This is a genomic window from Bradyrhizobium sp. Bra78, from assembly GCF_024519855.1.
Classification (GTDB): Bacteria; Pseudomonadota; Alphaproteobacteria; order Rhizobiales; family Xanthobacteraceae; genus Bradyrhizobium; species Bradyrhizobium japonicum_G.
This window is the reverse complement of record NZ_JALJRE010000016.1, coordinates 98,100-116,316: the sequence shown is the minus strand read 5'-3', so window position 1 is coordinate 116,316 and position 18,217 is coordinate 98,100. Positions and strand designations below refer to the sequence as shown.

At 65.5% G+C, this 18,217-nt stretch carries 19 protein-coding genes and 1 tRNA gene; 11 read left to right on the top strand and 9 right to left on the bottom strand.

Annotated features, from left to right (window positions below):
• Positions 1-21: 21 nt before the first annotated feature.
• Together OC450_RS29275 and OC450_RS29270 are read left to right on the top strand one after the other, a co-directional pair.
• Positions 22-1,083, top strand: a complete 1,062-nt coding sequence (locus tag OC450_RS29275) for a lytic transglycosylase domain-containing protein (RefSeq protein WP_211386933.1) — start codon at positions 22-24, stop codon at positions 1,081-1,083.
• Between the two features lie 187 nt (positions 1,084-1,270).
• Positions 1,271-2,446 (top strand): DUF2336 domain-containing protein, encoded by a 1,176-nt coding sequence (locus OC450_RS29270; protein WP_262049155.1) that lies wholly within the window; start codon positions 1,271-1,273, stop codon positions 2,444-2,446.
• Between the two features lie 139 nt (positions 2,447-2,585).
• Here the strand turns inward: OC450_RS29270 and OC450_RS29265 are convergent, their stop codons facing one another.
• The 3 genes from OC450_RS29265 to OC450_RS29255 all read right to left on the bottom strand — a co-directional run bounded on the left by OC450_RS29265 (position 2,586) and on the right by OC450_RS29255 (position 4,608).
• Positions 2,586-3,164 carry an Hpt domain-containing protein gene (locus OC450_RS29265; RefSeq protein ID WP_262049154.1) on the bottom strand — a complete coding sequence of 193 codons (579 nt, stop codon included), beginning with the start codon at positions 3,162-3,164 and terminating at the stop codon, positions 2,586-2,588.
• A gap of 31 nt (positions 3,165-3,195) precedes the next feature.
• The gene (locus OC450_RS29260) at positions 3,196-3,741 is read right to left on the bottom strand and encodes a response regulator (RefSeq protein ID WP_008133731.1); all 546 of its coding nucleotides are present in this window, start codon (positions 3,739-3,741) and stop codon (positions 3,196-3,198) included.
• 87 nt (positions 3,742-3,828) lie between these two features.
• On the bottom strand, positions 3,829-4,608 hold the full coding sequence (locus tag OC450_RS29255; RefSeq protein WP_211386863.1) for an NAD kinase: 780 nt from the start codon (positions 4,606-4,608) through the stop codon (positions 3,829-3,831).
• Between the two features lie 256 nt (positions 4,609-4,864).
• Here OC450_RS29255 and OC450_RS29250 point away from each other — a divergent pair, with 256 nt between their 5' ends.
• Complete coding sequence (locus OC450_RS29250) at positions 4,865-6,439, top strand: S10 family peptidase (protein WP_262049153.1); 1,575 nt, start codon at positions 4,865-4,867, stop codon at positions 6,437-6,439.
• On the opposite strand, the gene OC450_RS29245 is transcribed toward OC450_RS29250, so the two are convergent.
• Both OC450_RS29245 and OC450_RS29240 read right to left on the bottom strand, forming a co-directional pair.
• Positions 6,429-7,814, bottom strand: coding sequence for a serine hydrolase domain-containing protein (locus OC450_RS29245; protein WP_262049152.1), 1,386 nt, complete (start codon positions 7,812-7,814; stop codon positions 6,429-6,431). The two genes, OC450_RS29250 and OC450_RS29245, sit on opposite strands and share 11 nt — an antisense overlap.
• Positions 7,815-7,918: 104 nt before the next feature.
• Complete coding sequence (locus OC450_RS29240) at positions 7,919-8,461, bottom strand: tetratricopeptide repeat protein (protein WP_211386866.1); 543 nt, start codon at positions 8,459-8,461, stop codon at positions 7,919-7,921.
• Between the two features lie 252 nt (positions 8,462-8,713).
• Here OC450_RS29240 and OC450_RS29235 point away from each other — a divergent pair, with 252 nt between their 5' ends.
• From OC450_RS29235 to OC450_RS34345, 4 genes are all read left to right on the top strand, one after another.
• Entirely contained in the window at positions 8,714-9,055 is a 342-nt protein-coding gene (locus tag OC450_RS29235) for a His-rich protein BRANT (RefSeq protein WP_211386867.1), read from the top strand.
• A 244-nt stretch (positions 9,056-9,299) separates the two neighbouring features.
• Positions 9,300-9,695: a hypothetical protein gene (locus OC450_RS29230; RefSeq protein ID WP_211386934.1), complete on the top strand. Its 396-nt coding sequence runs from the start codon at positions 9,300-9,302 to the stop codon at positions 9,693-9,695.
• Between the two features lie 286 nt (positions 9,696-9,981).
• The gene (locus OC450_RS29225) at positions 9,982-10,695 is read left to right on the top strand and encodes an outer membrane protein (protein ID WP_211386868.1); all 714 of its coding nucleotides are present in this window, start codon (positions 9,982-9,984) and stop codon (positions 10,693-10,695) included.
• 246 nt (positions 10,696-10,941) lie between these two features.
• A complete protein-coding gene (locus OC450_RS34345; protein WP_211386869.1) occupies positions 10,942-11,184 on the top strand; it encodes a DUF6719 family protein in 243 nt (80 codons plus the stop codon).
• Between the two features lie 38 nt (positions 11,185-11,222).
• Here the strand turns inward: OC450_RS34345 and OC450_RS29215 are convergent, their stop codons facing one another.
• The 3 genes from OC450_RS29215 to OC450_RS29205 form a co-directional block, all read right to left on the bottom strand.
• Complete coding sequence (locus OC450_RS29215; protein ID WP_256807808.1) at positions 11,223-11,477, bottom strand: hypothetical protein; 255 nt, start codon at positions 11,475-11,477, stop codon at positions 11,223-11,225.
• Between the two features lie 305 nt (positions 11,478-11,782).
• Positions 11,783-12,181, bottom strand: a complete 399-nt coding sequence (locus tag OC450_RS29210) for a hypothetical protein (RefSeq protein WP_262049177.1) — start codon at positions 12,179-12,181, stop codon at positions 11,783-11,785.
• 270 nt (positions 12,182-12,451) lie between these two features.
• The gene (locus OC450_RS29205) at positions 12,452-12,643 is read right to left on the bottom strand and encodes a hypothetical protein (protein ID WP_262049151.1); all 192 of its coding nucleotides are present in this window, start codon (positions 12,641-12,643) and stop codon (positions 12,452-12,454) included.
• 235 nt (positions 12,644-12,878) lie between these two features.
• On the opposite strand from OC450_RS29205, the gene OC450_RS29200 reads away from it, so the two are divergent.
• From OC450_RS29200 to OC450_RS29185, 4 genes are all read left to right on the top strand, one after another.
• Entirely contained in the window at positions 12,879-14,576 is a 1,698-nt protein-coding gene (locus OC450_RS29200; RefSeq protein WP_262049150.1) for a methyl-accepting chemotaxis protein, read from the top strand.
• Between the two features lie 262 nt (positions 14,577-14,838).
• A complete protein-coding gene (locus OC450_RS29195; RefSeq protein ID WP_211386873.1) occupies positions 14,839-15,552 on the top strand; it encodes a class I SAM-dependent methyltransferase in 714 nt (237 codons plus the stop codon).
• Between the two features lie 102 nt (positions 15,553-15,654).
• Positions 15,655-17,493, top strand: a complete 1,839-nt coding sequence (locus OC450_RS29190; protein WP_211386874.1) for a PQQ-binding-like beta-propeller repeat protein — start codon at positions 15,655-15,657, stop codon at positions 17,491-17,493.
• A gap of 81 nt (positions 17,494-17,574) precedes the next feature.
• Entirely contained in the window at positions 17,575-17,988 is a 414-nt protein-coding gene (locus tag OC450_RS29185; protein WP_211386875.1) for a GFA family protein, read from the top strand.
• A 17-nt stretch (positions 17,989-18,005) separates the two neighbouring features.
• Here OC450_RS29185 and OC450_RS29180 read toward each other — a convergent pair.
• A tRNA-Thr gene (locus tag OC450_RS29180) sits at positions 18,006-18,080 on the bottom strand.
• Between the last annotated feature and the right edge of the window lie 137 nt (positions 18,081-18,217).

Below are 18,217 nucleotides of genomic sequence, written 5' to 3'. Positions count from 1 at the left end.
CGGTGAGACGACAGGCGCCGAATTGCCGGCGCTCTCAACGCCGCGCGGGGCGGGCACTTCATCATGTCGGTCGACAATTCCAGTGCCTCTCAGACGGCGGTTCTCGATCCGTCGCGGGCCCGCGTCGCCGGTGCGATCAAGCAGGCCTCGAACATCACCGGCGTCAGCTTCCAGTACATGCTGACCACCGCCAAGATGGAATCGGATTTCGATGCCGCGGCGGGAGCCACTACCTCGTCGGCGCACGGGCTCTACCAGTTCATCGACCAGACCTGGCTCGGCACGGTGAAGGAGGCTGGCACCCAGCTCGGCTACGGCAATTATTCCGACGCCATCTCCAGGACCTCGTCGGGTGGCTACACCGTCGATGATCCCGCCATGAAGCGGTCGATCATGAAGCTGCGCGACGATCCGGAAGCGGCCTCCAGCATGGCGGCAGCGCTGACGCAGTCGAACAGCTTCAAGCTCACCGGGCTGCTCGGCCGCAGGCCGAGCGACAGCGAACTCTACATGGCGCATTTCATGGGCGTCGGAGGCGCGGCGAAATTGATCGCCAATGCCGAGGACAATCCGCAAGCGGTCGGCGCGCGGTTGTTTCCCAACGCTGCATCCGCCAATCGCTCGATCTTCTACGCCAAGGACGGCCGCGCGCGCAGCGTGTCCGAGGTCTATTCGGTGCTGGACGCGCGCTACGCCAGTGCGGCAAATTCGAAGACCACCCGAAGCGCGATGGCCATGTACGGCGGCGCTCCGTCGACCACGCAGGTCGCAAGTGCCAACGGCGTGCAGCCTGCAGCGCCGGTGATCGACAATGCCGCCTATCTCCAGACCTTTCCGAACACGCGCGCCGTGACGCCCGTCAGCGCGGTGTCGTCGACGACGGTCGCGGACAATGCGCCGAGCACGCCGGCGTTTCGCTCGATCTATCAGCCCGGCGATGCCACGCAGCCGGTCTCGACGACCGTGCAGACATTGTGGGGCAACAATGCCTCGCTCACCGCGGCCGCATCAGCGACGCCGGATGTGCGGCCGCCGCAGCCGCTCGACCTCTTCAGCGATCGCAGCGGGACGTTCTCAAGCTAGTCCATGCTCTCGTCTCGCAGGCACCGCGGGACCGAGCCGGGCCAGTGAAAGCGCTTTTGTTCCCTTAACAAAACGTCAATAAAACCAGCCAGTTATGGTGAACGCTTTGTTAAGCGTCGTGGTTTATTTTGTGTTGCGGGTGACAAGCCGTCACCGTTTTCGTTGGGTTGCGTAAGCCGGAAGCCCCATGATTGTTCGGCAGTTCATCAATTGGATCAGGACGGCGCCCGCCGGCGAGCGGGCCGAGGCAACACGGGCGTTGGCCCGGGCCTGGCTGATCTCGGATCTTTCCACAGACGACCGCATCGCCGCCGAAGGCGCGCTGCTGATGCTGCTCGACGATCCCTCGCCGCTGGTGCGGCAGGCGATGGCCGAGGCGTTCGCGCGCAGCACCGACGCGCCGGCATCGATCGTGCGGGCGCTGTCGGCGGACCAGCCGACCGTCGCGCTGCCCGTGCTCGAACATTCTCCGCTGCTGATCGACGCCGATCTCGTCGATATCGTCGCGACCGGCAACGACGAGGTGCAATGCGCGGTCGCGCGCCGCATCGCGCTACCGGTTTCCGTCTGCGCCGCCATCGCCGAAGTCGGCTGCGCGGCGGCTGCGCTCGAGCTGATCGAAAATCCCCACGCCGAGCTCGCGCCGTTCTCATGGGACCGTATCGTCGAGCGTCACGGCCATCTTGCCGCGATCCGCGAGGCGATGCTGGTGCTGGAGGATCTGCCGTCTGCCACGCGCGCCGCGCTGGTGGCAAAACTCTCCGAGACACTGGCGCAGTTCGTCGTGGCGCGGAACTGGCTGAGCGCGGATCGAGCCGAGCGCATCGCGATCGAGGCGCGTGACCGCTCCACCATGAACATCGCGGCGCGCTCGCGCGGCGAGGACATGCAGGGTCTGGTGCGCCACCTGCGCATCACCGGCCAGCTCACCGCGGGGCTTATCCTGCGCGCGCTGCTGTCGAGCAATCTCGACCTGTTCGACGCGGCCCTGGCCGAACTCGCCGACCTGCCGCTGGCGCGCGTGTCCGCGCTGCTGCACGATCGGGGCGGCAGCAGCCTGCACGCGCTGCTCCGACGCGCCGGCCTTCCCGAGGCGACGTTTGCGGCGTTCCAGGTCGCGCTCGATGCCTGCCACGAGCAAGGTTTTGTCGATACCGACGACGGCGCGGCGCGGCTGCGCCGCCGCATGGTCGAGCGCGTGCTCACCCATTGCGAGACCGACCACGGCGCGACCGAACCGCTGATGGTCCTGCTGCGCCGCTTCGCCACCGAATCCGCGCGCGACGAGGCGAGGCTGTTCTGCGACGAGCTCGCCGCGTACGAGGCGATCGACCCGGTATACGGCGATCTGATCGCGGCATAATACAAAGTCTGCGATGGGGCAGGCCGGAAGATACAAACTCCGTCATTGCGAGCGCAGCGAAGCAATGCAGAATCCCTCGGTGGGGACAGTCCGGATTGCTTCGCTACGCTAGTAACGACGCGAGGAGAAAGTCGGGCCCTTATGCCGCGGGCACGATGCTCGGCGCCAGGATCGCCTCGAGATGCTCGGGGCGGTCGCGATTGACGTGGGCGAGATAGTCGTCGGCGACCTTGCGCAGGCGACGGCTGAGCTCGGCGGAGACGCTGATGCTGTCGAGCTTGGTGTTCTCGTGCACGATGGCGAGGATGGCGTTGATGTGGTGCGTGAACAGCTCGGCCGGCACCTTCTCGAGGTCGGGGGCGTGCTCGATGACGCGGCACAGGCTCTCGGCAATTCCCGCCGCCGCCGGGTAGCCGAAGGTCGCGGCATCGCCCTTGATGTCGTGCGCGGCGCGAAACAGCTCGTCGCGCCTGTCCTTGCTGAAGCCGTCGTGCCGGACGGCGACGTAAGCGGCCGACAGCCGGGCGACCTCGGTCGCCATCCAGTCATTGAACTCGCTGGAGAGGCCCGCGAGCGCCTGCTCGGCGCGGCCGACCGGATCGTCCATGTCCTTCTCTTCGACTCGGCGCATGACCTTGCGCAGCGGGTTGGGCTGCGTGATGACCTGATGCGTGGCGAAGGCCGTGACCTCGATGTCCCTTGCGCTGTTCTTCGCCATGATGTCGGCCTCGATCGTGAGAGACGTTGCGCTAGATGGAGGAGCGGGCCTTGTCGAGCAGCGAGGGCTGCTGCAGCACCTCGTGCTTTTCGCCGACGCGGCGCTCGGGGCCCATATAGGCGGAGTTGGTGTTGCGGCGCCGATCCGGGCCGAAATAGGTCTTGGTCTTGATGAAGGGGCGGGGACTGGCGACCACGTTGAGGATGCGCTGGTAGAGTCCCTTGGCCGAAATCGGCTTGGCCAGGAATTCGGTGACGCCGGCATCGCGCGCTACCGTGACGCGGCGCTTCTCGGAATGGCCGGTCAGCATGATGATCGGCGCGTAGGGATTGCCCTTGGATTCCGGCTGCCGGATCATCTGCGCGAGCTCGAGCCCGTCGAAGATCGGCATCGCCCAGTCGGTGATGACGATGTCGGGCACGTAATGGCTGTACATTTCCAGTGCGGTCGCGCCGTCCTCGGCCTCGTAGACTTCGCGCGCGCCGAAGGAATGCAGCAGCGTCCGCAGGATGCGGCGCATGTGCGGATTGTCGTCACAGACGAGGAAGCGCAGCTTGTTGAAATCGATGCGGAACATTGAGCCCGGGCCGAAGCGGTCAAGTTTCGTTAACCATATCTCGCCGGGAGTTAATGAAGGGTTGCGATTGGCCGCCTGGCCAGGCGCTCAGGAACCGAACTGCTCGCGCAGAATGCGCTCTTCCAGGCTGTGACCGGGGTCGAACAGCATGCGCATCGAGATGGTCTTGTCGGACAGCACCTCGACGCGACGGACGTCGCGCACCTCGTCGTGGTCGGCGACCGCCGCCACGGGCCGCTTGTCGCCCTCCAGCACCTCGATGACGACATAGGCGGTGTTCGGCAGCAGCGCGCCGCGCCAGCGGCGCGGCCGGAAGGCGCTGATCGGTGTCAGCGCCAGGAGAGCGGCGTTGATCGGCAGGATCGGGCCCTGGGCCGACAGATTGTAGGCGGTCGAGCCGGCCGGCGTCGCCACCATGATGCCGTCGGCGATCAGCTCGGACATGCGCTCGCGCTCGTCGATCAGGATACGCAGGCGCGCGGCCTGGTAGGTCTGCCGGAACAGGGCGACCTCGTTGATGGCGTGATGCAAATGGACGCGGTCGTTGACGTCGGTCGCGCGCATCAGGAGCGGGTGGATTTCGGATTCCTGCGCCGCCTCGAGCCGGGCCCGAAGGTCGACCGTCGAGTACTCGTTCATCAGGAAGCCGACGGTGCCGCGGTGCATGCCGTAGATCGGCTTTCCCGAGTGCATGTTCTGGTGCAGCGTCTGGAGCATGAGCCCGTCGCCGCCAAGCGCGACGACGACGTCGGCTTGCTTCGGGTCGCAATTGCCGAAGTCCCTGGTGAGCTGGCCGAAGGCGGCTTGGGCCTCGCTGCTCGGGCTGGCGACGAAGGCGATCCGGTCGTATCGCGCTGGCTTTGTCATGGCTTCCGGGCAGGGCCGCTGGCTGGAGAAAGTTCCGCCGCGCTCGTCTATACGACCTGGGCCTCGATTGTCGAGGATGACCGCCGGTCAAGGCAAACGGGCGACTGCCTATCCCGATTCAAGAGCAGAACCGGGCCGATTTGTGCCCGATGAGCCTCTCTGGGCGCCGCAGCACCGGCGATCCCCCAAACAGTCGCAATTCTGCGCTAGCCTTGCGATCCGCACCGGTTCTCTCAGCCGGGCAGGGAGAACGAACATGGTCACGAGCATGCTCCGCCGCGCCACCCTGGTGCTGGCGGTATTGGCTTTCGCCCTCGCGGGATTTGCGCACGCGGACGATCCGCCGCAGCCGCGCGCCGAGGCGGCCGCCTCAGCCGGACAGAAGGGCGGTCGTGGCGGCGGCGCGCAAAACGCGGCACCGACTTCATCGTCGGCCGCCGAGCTGCATCGTCTCCCCCCGGATTCGACCACGAAGCAGACGCTCGAACTGCCCGGCCGCACCCTCAGCTTTGCTGCGACTGCCGGCTCTATCCGCGTGTTTGACGGCAAGGGTGAGCCGCTCGCCGACATCGCCTATACGTCCTATGAGCTCGACGGCGCCGACCGCGCGACGCGTCCGGTGACGTTCCTGTTCAACGGCGGGCCTGGCGCCTCCTCGGCATGGCTCCAGTTCGGCGCTGCGGGTCCGTGGCGGCTGCCGCTCGATGGCGAGGCTCTGTCGCCGTCGGCCTCGCCCGAGGTGAAGCCGAACGCGGAGACCTGGCTCGACTTCACCGATCTCGTCTTCATCGATCCCGTCAGCACCGGTTACAGCCGCTTCGTCGCGAGCGGCGAAGACGCGCGAAAATCGTTCTACTCCGTCGACGGCGACGTCAATTCGATCGCGCTGGTGATCCGCCGCTGGCTGGAGAAGCACGATCGGCTGACCTCGCCGAAATACGTCGCGGGCGAAAGCTACGGCGGCATTCGCGGGCCGAAAGTGGTGCGCCAGTTGCAGATCCAGCACGGCGTCGGTGTCAGGGGATTGATCCTGGTGTCGCCACTGCTGGACTTCCGCGAGTTCACCGGCACCAGCCTCCTGCAATATGTCGCGACGCTGCCGAGCTATGTGGCGGTCGCGCGTGAAGCCAAAGGACTGGTCACGGGACCTGTGAAGCGCGCCGATCTCGCCGACGTCGAGGCCTACGCGCGCGGCGAATTCCTGGCCGACCTCGTCAAGGGCGAAGCCGACAAGGAGGCCACCAATCGCCTCGCTGAAAAGGTCGCCGGGCTCACCGGCATCGACCAGGCGGTGAGCCGCAGGCTTGCCGGCCGCTTCGACGTCGGTGAATTCCGCCGCGAGTTCGACCGCAAGCAGGGCAAGGTGACTGGACGCTACGACGCCTCGGTGCGCGGCTACGACCCCTATCCGGATTCGAGCAGCTCGCGGTTCGGCGATCCCTCGGGCGATGCGCTCCAGGCGCCGCTGACGAGTGCCGCGGTCGATTTGCTGACGCGCAAGCTCAACTGGCGGCCGGACGGCTCCTACGAGGTCCTGAACGGCGCTGTCGAAGGCCACTGGGATTTCGGCCGCGGCATCAACCCGCCGCAGTCGGTCTCCGAGCTGCGCCAGATCCTCGCGACGGATGCGAAGCTGAACGTGCTGGTCGCGCACGGTCTGTTCGATCTTGCCACGCCGTATTTCGGATCGAAGCGCGTGCTCGACCAGTTGCCGGCCTTCGCGACCCAGCGGGTCAAGTTCGTCGTCTATCCCGGCGGCCACATGTTCTATTCGCGCGACGGTTCGCGGCAGGAGTTCCGGAGCGAGGTCGAGGCGCTGATCAGGGAGTAGGCCGACGCTTGCGCGGCGGATATCTCCGCGCGATCTCGCGCGCGACGACTTTGGCCGGCTTCACATTGGCGCCGGCGATCCAGATGTCGCTGACCTTGCCGCGCTGGTCGCGCACGCGGCGCACCGGCTCGCCGTGGCTGGAGTAGCCGGCGGCCCAGGCGAGCGTGCCGGTGTCGCGGCCGGTGACCTCGATCTCGGCGGCATCCATGAACGGATTGTTGAACTGGGGATTGGCGACCAGCACGCGGTTGCCGATCGGCACGAGGTCGCTCGCGCCCCAGATCGTCCACCAGCGTCCGGTCCAGTCGCGCACGCGCCGGGCGGGTGCGCCGCGGCTCTGGAAGACGCGCAGGATCTGCATCGCGCCATCCATCCAGAACGGCGCCGCGCCGTCGATGGAGTTGCTGAGGATGCTGATCGCGAGCTCGCAAGACGGGATGGAGCAGGTCCGGGAGATGTAACCCTGAAAGCCGCCGCCATGGCCGAACCAATCCCAGCCCTCGGTCTTGCCGGCGTTGACGCCAAGGCCGTAATAGCCTTCGAAGGTTTGCGGGATGCGCCAATGGTTTCGCGTCATCTCGCGGCGGCTCGCGACCGACAGCACGCTCTTTTTCGCATTGGGGGCGAGCTGCGCGAAGAAGCGGGCCGTGTCGCCGGCGGTGGCGACGAAGCCCGCGGCTGACGCCATGGCATGCGCGGGATTGTCGCCGGGGATGACGCATCGCTCTCCCAGCGGCACTTTTCGCGTGTGGCCGCGCGCGAAAGCCGCGCCTTTGGGCAGCGGAGCGTCCGGCTCGGTCTCGCGAAGCCCTGCGGGCTCGATGATCTCGCGTCTGATCCAGACCGGGTAGGGCTCTTTCGTCACCGCTTCAATCACGAGGCCGATCAGGCCAAAACCGTGATTGGAGTATTTGAAGCGCGTACCGGGCTCGATCGCGGTGGGTTGCTTCAGCTCTGCGAGCAGCTCCTTGGCGTCGAGATAGGGACGGCTGTCGATGAACTGGCCGGAATCGGCGCCGTCACGCGTCAGTCCCGCGCTGTGCGAGAGCACCTGTGCCATCGTCGTCTCGGCGACGCGAGGATGCAGGCCGCCGACATATTGGCCGATCGTGTCGTCGAGCCTGAGCTTGCGCTGCTCGCGCAGCTTCATGATTCCGGCGGCGGTGAAGCTCTTGGAGTGCGAAGCGATGCGGAAGCGGTGGCGCGGGGTGAGCTTCTCGCCGGTGTCGAGATTGGCGAGGCCGAACGCATGCTCGGCGACGACCTCGCCGCGATGGGCGAATGCAACGATGACGCCCGGCTGCTGGATTGTCGTTAACTGGAATTCGATCCAGGAGCCGATGTAGTCGATCGCGGATCGCAGCCACGGGTCCATTGCGCACCAATTTGCGAGAAGATTGATGCGAGAGGCTAGCCGAGAAAGCAGAACGGGCACAACCCCGAGGTTGTGCCCGTTCGCTTCGTTCGAAGATGTGACGTCTAGTAGACGAGGGTCGCACCGGTCGGCTTGTCGAGCGCGGCGGCGAGCGAACGATACTCGGAGCTGTCGGCGCCGGCGAGCGAGGCGATCTTGTTCAGATGATATTGCGCCTGTTCGCGGTTGCCCTGCTCGAGCTGCCAGAGGCCGTAATACTGCCAGGTGCGGACGTGGTTCGGATCGTCCTTCAGCGCCAGCTCGTAATAGACCTTCGACGACTGGTAGTCGCCGAGCTTGCGATAGGAGTAGCCGATCAAATTGGCGACGTCGGCGACGTCGTCACGCTTGAGCGACTTCAACTGGTTGATCGCGCCGGTGTAGTCGTGGCTGTCGTAGATCGTGGTGTAGGCGGTGCGATAGGCCGCGAGGAATTTGGGATCGCTGATGGAGGAGCTCTTCTTCTTGCCCTTCTTGGTCGAGGTATCGGATTTCGGTGGCGAAGAGGGCTCGTCGCTGCCCGCGGCATAAGCGCTGGTCAGCACCGGCGCCGCTGCCAACGACACGGCGACAAGTCCCGGCACAAGAAGCATTGAGAGTTTGCGCATCTAAGTTCTCCCGTATGGAACGTGGCGATCCTACACGATTGCCCAAAGACCGGAACACCCGTCGGGCAAAAACATTCCCGGCATCCCGGCCTATTCGCCCTGCGGGCGGATGACAAACTTGTCATCCAGATGAACGGAAGCCTGCTGCGGGCTTCAGATTGGGTTCAGTGCGTGCCCTCTAGGCTCCGACCTACGATCGAAGGGTAGGCGAGAGGGCGCCCGCCTCAAGATCCTTCCAAGAGGAGACGAACCATGTTGAAGACCATTTCCGCAGCCTTGCTCGCAGTTTCCGTGATCGCAGCTCCGGCCTTCGCCGCCGAGGCCGGCAAGACCACCACGACCGCGCCGGTGATCAAGGCGGACCAGAGCCAGGCCAAGATGTCGACCACCGCCGCGAAACCCGACGCCGGCGTCAAGGCTGACGCCAAGGTGGATACCAAGTCGAAGGCGATGAACGCCAATGCCGCGGTCACGCCCGACGAGCACAAGACCGTGCGCGCGCACCGTCATCACCACAAGCATCTGTCGGCCAAGAAGTCGCCGAAGGCGCAGCCGGACGTGACCAAGCCGGCGACCGTCGAGAAGCGCAGCTAACGCCTGATCCCGCGCGGCGGCATCCCATTGCCCGCCGCCGTGTGTGGATTCAGGTCCGACCCGTCGTCTCGGCGCCCGTGCGAAAGCGGACGTCGGCGGCGGGCCGGTGCGTTGTGCGCGAGCCCTGCCGGCAGGAGCGAATTCCCTTCCCGCAACCTTGGGGCTAGAACGTCTTCCGAGTCTGATTGAGCGGAGAGCGCGACCGGTGGGGCGATTGGCTAAACGTGCGGTGAGCTTGGCATTGATCCTGGTATTGCCGTTGGCGCTCGCGGCATGTTTCGGCAGCGACGGGGACCGTCCAACCCTGATGGAGGGGACGCAGGCCGGCGGGCCACAGCCGTTCCCCGACAATTTCCGCAGCGATACGCTGGCCCTGATGCGCAGCTATCTGAACAATCCCGTCGGCGTGCGGGACGCCGGCATGGCCGAACCGGTGCTGCGCGAGGTTGGCGGCCGGCAGTTCTACGTCAGCTGCCTGCACTTCACGCCACGCGAGACTGACGGCACCTACAAGGCCATGCGGGAGCGCGCGGTCATCTTCGTCAACGGCCGGGCGGACCGCGTCGCCGATCGCACGAGCGAGCAGTGCGCGGGCGCGGTTTACGCACCCTTTCCGGAACTGGAAAAGATGACGCGGTAGCGCAAAGCCCGCCTTCATCGCCTGGTGGTAGGACAGAGGCCGCCGGCGCCGTGGATCACATTTCGGCGAGCCTTGAACGGGGTGATTTGACCTTGCGACAAATTGTTACGGCAGGTTTTGGGCGGACGACAAAATGAGTCGGCACAAGGCCACGTGATGGAACAAAATCGCGTTGTTGCCGCTCCGTCACAGTCACGAACGATCAACGTTCCGGCATCGCCGCGAAGCAACCCAATTCACGCCACGTTGTTTCCTGAGTGTCGTAATTGAAAGAACGGGGATGATGATGAAAACGATTTTGCTGGGTGCAGCTGCCCTGCTTGTGCTGGCGGCGCCGGCCGCAGCGGCCGACATGCAGCCGCGCACCTACACCAAGGCTCCGGCCTATACGCCGCCTCAGGTGATCTACAACTGGACCGGTTTCTACATCGGCGGCCATGTCGGCGGCGCCTTCGCCGGCGACGGCACCTTCCAGTCGAGCGACGCGCGCTTCCTGGGGGGTGTCCAGGGCGGCTTCGACTATCAGTTCGCGCCCAATTGGGTGGTGGGCATCGAGGCCCAGTATTCCTGGCTGCCGACCAACAACAACGGCGTCACGTTCCCGCTGGGTACGCAGGTAACGTCCAACACCGATCAGATCGGTTCGGTGACCGGCCGCATCGGCTACACCTGGGGACCGGCGCTGGTCTACGCCAAGGGCGGTTACGCCTGGCGCAACAACAGCCTGGGCGTCAACGTCGCGGGCGTGCCGCAGACATTCACCACCACGGGCAACAGCAAGGACGGGTATACCGTTGGCGCCGGCCTCGAGTACATGTTTGCGCCGAGCTGGTCGGCCAAGGCCGAATACCAGTACTACAACTTTGGCAGCACGACCTTCACCTCCACCTCCGGTCCGCCCGATGTCATCGGCGTTCGCGGCCGGGAGGACGAACATACCGTCAAGGTCGGTGTGAACTACCGCTTCGGCTGGGGCGGTCCGGCAGCATCGCGCTACTGACGCGTCGCCAGCGACCACGATCTGCCAAAGGCCGGCTCACACCGGCCGTTGGCTTGCCGCCCGGTTTGCCAGCCGTCTGTTTGCATTGCGTGAACCATCTGGCGCGTCATTTGCAAGCAAACGTTCCGGCGCGCGCTTTCTCACGCGCGTCATGGAGCTTGGGTAAAGCAAAAATAATTTTTGCCGCTTACGGAACTCGCGCTCCGGAACGCGTTATATGAGAACCGGGCTGGTGGGACGACGGACATGCGTATCTTGGTGTCGGCAGTGGTGGTCTTGTGCTTTGTCTCTCTGCCGTGTTCTGCCCAAACAATCCTCAAAATCGAGCCTCTGATGCTGGCACCCTATGAGGTGGCCTTCGTCAAGGACGCCTCTTGTCCCTCCGGGAAGGTGCTGAAGGTCACCGGCGCGATCCGTGGGCTGCACCGGCGGAAGGCCTGCGTGGCCCTGGCGGGCGAGCAGGCCTCGCTGGCGACCGCGACGCCCTGAGCCCCCGTCGGCTTTGACTTCCGGCTTCGGGCCGGATCCTACGAATTCAGCTCAAGCTCCATCCGGGACTGGCGATCGGCCTCGGCCTTGTTCTTGGCGGGGTCCTCGCCCTGCGCGGCGCGGCAGGGCTTGATCTCATAATCATTGTCGAGCACCCGGCGTGGCCCGGCGCGGTCGTCGTCGGCGATGACGTCCACGACCAGACCGCTCCGTTGCGCGATCTTCCAGACGTCGGACTCGCTTGGATAGGCCTTGCTGATCTGGGCGTCGTTGCAGAACAGGGCGTAGGGCATTCTTCCCGCTCCCGGAAAGCCCCTTAACGACTTCAAAGGGCTTGGGGTTCCGGCCGGCGGACCGATCACGCGGCCGTGATCAGGAGTGCGTGGGTTATGAGTCCTTAACGACTCCTGAATCCCGAAAAAAAGAATCCCCGGGACTCATTTGGCGGAATCAGCGGATGTTTTCGGCCATGACGAGCGACCTGAAAACCTCCTGCGGGCACATGCTCCTGCCGTTGACGCTGGCGCTGTTAGGTGCCTGCGCGGCCAATCTCTGGCTGGTGTGGTCCTGGCTGTAGGCCCTGGCGGGCGGTCCGGCTCTACTTTTCGGCCGGCGGGCCGGGCGAGACATCTAGGATGGCGGCGCGCAGCTTGGTCAGGGTGGCCGCGCAATATTCCTCGCGCTCGCGCTCGAACCGTTCCTGATGCTTGCGGAAATTGGCGATGCGGGCCTGCATCTCGGTTCGGAAGTCGTAGCCCGCGCGCGGCGGTGGGAGAAGCGAGGGCTGCGGCGGCGGAGCGGGCCGCTCGGACTCGTCGACGGACTTCGTATCGACGGACTTGGCATCGACGGACCTGGCGGAGACGATCTCCACCGGCGCGGCGGGTGCAGCCGTCGGGATCCCCAGCGGATGGAGGTCATCCTTTTTGCCGGTTACCGATTGGACGAAAGCCATCGTCTGCGCGATCAGCTCGTCGCGTTCCCTGATCCACTTCATTGGTGCACCTTTGCTGTGGCTATTCCAGCAAAGCCGGCCGGCCAAATCAAGAAGATGTCCGGTGGGGATTGCATATTTTTCCCGCCCGCCCGACAGTGGGGGATGGATGCCAAAGCGGACCATTCGGACGAAGCGATGGGCCTGAGGCTCGTCCGCGCGTTCCTGTTGCTGTCGCCCGACAAACGGGCGGAGGTGATCGCGTTCGCGGAGGAATTGGCGCGCGCCCAACGCCGTCCCGATGAGGCCGCGGAAGTCTCGCCGAGGTGAGCGCTACCGCTCTCGCGGATTGAGGTTGGGCTCGAACGGCGCCCCGACCACCCGAACCGGCGTCGGAGCGGTCACGTCGGTCGCCGCCCTCTCAGCCATCTGCCTTGCCGGAGCGGGCCCGGGTGCCGGTTCGAACAGCGCAACTGCGCCGGCCAAGGCGCCGCAGCACAGCGTCACCGTCGCCAGCAGAAACATGTTTCGGTTTTCTTCCCTGATAAGCATGGGCCGACAACGGCCGACGCCGGCGACCGGTTCCGGCCGCCGATGCCTGATTGCGCCCTGAAAACAGGCTGAAGCTGACGCAAAGCTTACGCCAAAACTCCAATTGGTTAGTTTTCCGTAAGACTACCCGGGGCATTTGGCATCAAATCTTAACGTCCGCTGGTTCCAATGCCCGTTGCTGGGATTATGCGTCGGCGGAACGGCTGTGATGAGCTTTTTGAACAATCTGAAGATCGTGTGGAAGGTCGCGCTGATCGTGGCCGTGATGGGATGCGCGCTCGTCGCCGTCGCCGCATTCGGTACGCGCCAACTCTCCGCGACCGTCGACGGCTTCGCCGAACTCTCCGCCTTGCAATCCTCGGCGCTCAACCTGACGCGGGCCCAGCGCCGTGCCGAGACCTATCATGCCGCGCTCTATGCGGTCTTCACCGAGGCGACGGAGGCGGGCAACGCCAACCGCCTCAAGACCGCGGCCCAGAATCGTGACGAGATCAGTCAATTCCTGGCCGCAGCGGAGCAGGACGATCCGGCACGCGCAAGCGACATCAAGGGCATCGGCGACCAGCTCAAGGGTGTGTTCAGCGGTTGCGACCCGGTGCTCCAGGCCGGCTCGCAAGCGAGCAACCCGGAAGAGAACGCAAAGGCCGCCGCCCGGGCGCACAAGGAGTGCGATCCGTTGATCGACGCGGCCTTGGCGCGCATCGTCAAGTTTACGGGCGAGACCGCCAAAGCGGTCGCCAAGCGCAAGGAAGCTATCGAGCGCGACGCCAAATCCGCGACCTCGACCGTGATGGGCGTCAGCGCCGGTGGCCTGATCGTCGGCATCGCGATTGCACTGTTCATCGGCCTCAAGGCGATGTCGCAGCCGATCGCCCGGCTCAAGCTTGCCATGGAGGGGCTCGCCCGCAACGATCTCAAGACCGAGGTGCCCGAGAAGGGCCGCGGCGACGAGATCGGCGACATGGCCAGGACGGTCGAAATCTTCAAGACCAACGGACTCGAGGTCGAGCGCCTCAAGGCCGCGCAGGTCGAAGTTGAGAAACAGGCCGCCGAGCAGCGCAAGCGCGACATGGTCGACCTTGCCGACGGCTTTGAGCGCGCGGTCGGCGAGATCATCGAGACGGTGGGCTCGGCGTCCACCGAGCTCGAGGCATCGTCCTCGACACTGGCCACCACGGCGCAGCGCGCGCAGGATCTGACCTCGGTCGTCGCGCTCGCCTCGGGTGAAGCCACCGGCAACGTGCAGTCGGTTGCGACCGCCACGGAAGAGCTGTCCTCCTCCGTCAACGAGATCAGCCGGCAGGTGCAGGAATCCGCGCGGATGGCGGGCGAAGCCGTCACCCAGGCCCGCACGACGACGGAGCGCGTCAGCGAGCTCTCGGTCGCGGCGACGCGCATCGGCGACGTCGTCGAGCTGATCAACACCATTGCCGGCCAGACCAACCTTCTGGCGCTCAATGCCACGATCGAGGCGGCACGTGCCGGCGAGGCCGGCCGCGGTTTTGCGGTCGTCGCCTCCGAGGTGAAGACGCTGGCCGAGCAGACCGCGAAGGCGACCGGCGAGATCAGCCAGCAGATTTCCGGCATCCAGACCGCAACCCAGGAATCCGTCAACGCGATCCGCGACATCTCCGCGACCATCGAGCGGCTTTCGGAGGTGTCCTCGACCATCGCCGCGGCCGTCGAGGAGCAGGGCGCTGCGACCCAGGAGATCTCGCGCAACGTGCAGCAGGCCGCGCACGGCACCCAGCAGGTCTCCACCAACATCACCGACGTGCAGCGCGGCGCGGCCGAGACCGGCTCGGCCTCCTCGCAGGTGCTTTCCACCGCCAAGATGCTGGCGACCGACAGCAACCGGCTGAAGGACGAAGTTGGAAAATTCCTCCGCACGGTGCGCGCCGCGTAGTCTGCGCGGCGGCGGCCATCCGTTGCGCCGGCAATAGCTACCGCGCCAGCAGAAATGCAAGCGCGATGACGAGCAGCACGGCCGTCATGATGATGGCCGTCGCCGCGCCAGCGGCGATCCTGGCCTTTTCTTTTGTTGTGGTGGGGCGCATGTGGTCCGGACGAGACGGGTGATTTGAGCGAGTTCGCTTCGGACGATTTCGGACAGCTCGCTTTGCCTGTATAGTGCGGCTGCGCCGGAATTTCGACTCGCGTCCTGTCCAATGACCGCCAATCGTCCACCCGTGCTTGCCCATGAGCGGTTCGTCGCCGACCGCGACAATTTCGCGGGCCTCGATCTCGCCGCGCGGTTCGAGCGGATCGAGCGGACAAACCTGTGGGGCGCGGCCACTTCTGTGTCGGGCCTCGGCTCGGAGGACTGCGCGACCGCCGCGATCGGCGAGGCGCTTCCCGCACTGCTGCAACGGCTCGGCGCGCGCTCGCTGCTCGATGCGCCCTGCGGCGATGCGGGCTGGATCGGCCGCCTGAAGCTCGATCTCGACTACACCGGCATCGACATCGTGCCGTCGCTGATCGAGGCCAATCGCGAGCGCACGGCGCGGGGCGAACTGGCCGGCCGCTTCCGCGTCGCCGACATCACGCGTGATGAGCTGCCGACTGCCGATTTGATCCTGTGCCGTGACTGCCTGGTTCATCTGAGCTTCGACAACATTGCCCGCGCCATCACGAATTTTCGTGCGAGCGGCGCGCGCTTCCTGCTGGTCACGACGTTTCCCGAATGGACCGGCAATCGCGATTGCGAGGACGGCGACTGGCGTGCCTTGAACATGGAGACGGCGCCGTTCAACTGGCCGGTGCCGCGCGAACTGATCAATGAGGGGTGCGAGGAGGGCGGCGGCGGTTGGCGCGACAAGAGCCTCGGGCTTTGGCGGCTCGATGAATTGCCCGATCGCGTCCGCATTGCCACGGGGATGTGACGGACGCAGGCGGAGCCTCCGTTGCTTCGGCGATCGCCGCTGCGCTACACTTTGGATTGCATCAAGCCGTCTCGCGTTGCCGTGACGATTCCGGAGCACACCATGAGACCGAGTGTTGTGGTCGTGGCCATGCTGATCTGGTGCTGCGCGCCGGCACTGGCGCAGCAGGACGGCGGCGCGCTCTACGCAAGCCATTGCGCCCAATGTCACGATGGCGGTGATGCCCAAAGCCGTGTGCCGACCCGCAGTGCCATGCAGGCGATGTCGTTCGATCACGTGCTGGGGACACTGACCTCCGGCGGCATGGCGGCGATGGTGAAGGAGCGCAGCGACGAGGAACGCCGCGCGATTGCTGCCTTCGTGACCGGCAAGGCCGCGACCGGCGGCGTCGCAGCCGACGCGGCAGGACGCTGCACGCAGCAGGTCAGCTTCTTTCCGCAACCGCTCGATGGTCCACGCTGGAACGGATGGGGCGTCGATGCTGCCAACAGCCGCTTCCAGCCGTCCGACATGGCCGGGTTGACCGCGGAAGAGGTGCCGCGTCTGCGGCTGAAATGGGCTTACGCCTTTCCCGGCGCCTCGGTGTCCTTTGCGCCGCCGACCATCGTCGGCGGCCTGCTGTTCATCGGCGGCACTGACCGCAAGGTGCACGCGCTTGACGCGCGAAGCGGCTGCACGCTGTGGACGTTGGCGACCGATGCCGCGGTGCGCGCCGCGATCAGCTTCGCGCCGGTTCCCGGCACCGATCAGTTCGCGATCTTCTTCGGCGATTTGCGCGCCAATGCCTATGCCGTGAACGCGCTGACCGGCGCGCTGATCTGGAAGACGAAGGTCGAGGAGCATCCGGCCGCGCGCATCACCGGCGCGCCGACGCTGCACTCCGGCGTGCTCTACGTGCCGGTGTCCTCGCTCGAGGAGGCCGCCGGCTCGCAAGCCAGTTACGAATGCTGCACCTTCCGCGGCAGCGTGGTGGCGCTGGAGGCCGTGACCGGCAAGCTGGTGTGGCAGGCCTACACGATCCCCGAGGTGCCGCATCCGACCGGCAAGAATACCAGAGGCACGCAGCTGTTCGGCCCGTCCGGCGCCGCGGTATGGTCGGCACCGACGATCGATCCGAAGCGCAACGCCGTCTACGTCGCGACCAGCAATTCCTACTCGAATCCGCCGGCCGCAACCGCCGATGCGATCCTCGCGTTCGAGCTTGCGACCGGAAAGCTGCTCTGGAAGCAGCAGGCGACCCCGAAGGACGCCTTCATCGTGGCGTGCTATGCCGCGGACAAGACCAATTGTCCTGAGGATCACGGGCCCGATCACGATTTCGGCCAGTCGCCGATCCTCGTGACCTTGCGCGACGACAGGCGAGTTCTTGCCATCGCGCAGAAGTCCGGTGTCGTGCATGCGCTCGACCCTGACGATGGCGGCAAGATCCTGTGGCAGACGCGGATCGGGAAGGGCGGTGCGCTCGGCGGCAGCGAATGGGGCTCGGCCGCCGACCAGGACCGCATCTATGTCGCGAACTCCGACGTGCGTTTCCTGCGCGACGGCACGCGGCAACTGGATTCTACACAAGGTGGCGGCCTGTTCGGCGTCGATCTCGCCAGCGGGAAAATTGCGATGGAAGTGTCTCCCGTCGCCTGCGGCGATCGTCTCCAATGCAGCCCCGCGCTGTCGGCGGCGGTAAGCCTGATCCCCGGTGTCGTGTTCTCCGGCGGCGTCAGCGGCTTCCTGCGCGCCTACGCCACTGCCGACGGCAAGCTGCTGTGGGAGTTCGATACCGCGCGAGACTATACGGCTGTGAACGGCGTCCCCGCTCACGGCGGCGCGATCGACGGCCCCGGGCCGATCATCGCTGGCGGCATGCTCTACACCAATTCCGGCTACGGCCAGTGGAGCGGTGTTGCCGGCAATGTGCTGCTGGCGTTCGAGGTGGGGAAGGAGTGAGGGCGAACACCGTCCCGGATTTGCGCTCCGCTCCATCCGGGCTGAAGCACCCGTCGGCCAACGAACGAGGAAGGAGTTTCGATGATCGACGCCCGATGCAATTGCGGCGCTCTTGCGCTGTCGCTTCCGGGGCCATCAAGCCTCGTCGTTGCCTGCCATTGCATTGACTGCCAGCGACGAACAGGTGCGCCGTTCGGTGTCGGCGCCTTCTATCCGATGGAGGCCGTCACGATCTCGGGAACGCCGAAGGAATACGTCCGTACAGCCGCAAGCGGCGGCAAGGTTCGCAACTATTTTTGTCCCGACTGTGGTTCAACAGTCTATTGGAAGGCCGATAATCTGCCAGCGATGATCGGCGTTGCGGTCGGCGCGATCGCGGCTCCGAACTATCCGGCTCCCATGCGATCGGTTTTCGAACAGTCGAAACATGTCTGGGTGGAGATCACCGGCGCTCTGCATCTCCAGCAAAGCAGCGCGCCGAAGACATCGGAATGAGCGTTGCGGGTCAAAGCTGGTGCCGGCTGAGGGGATTGAACCCCCGACCTTCGGTTTACAAAACCGCTGCTCTACCGCTGAGCTAAGCCGGCGAGGCTTGGAGGAGCGGGCAGGGACCGGCGTCCGCCGGGGGCTGTCCGCCCGTGCGCGCCGCAATACCAGACTTGATTGGAAAGTGCCAGAACCCGCGGTCCTTCTCATAGACAAGAATCAGGCGGCCCCGAGGGCC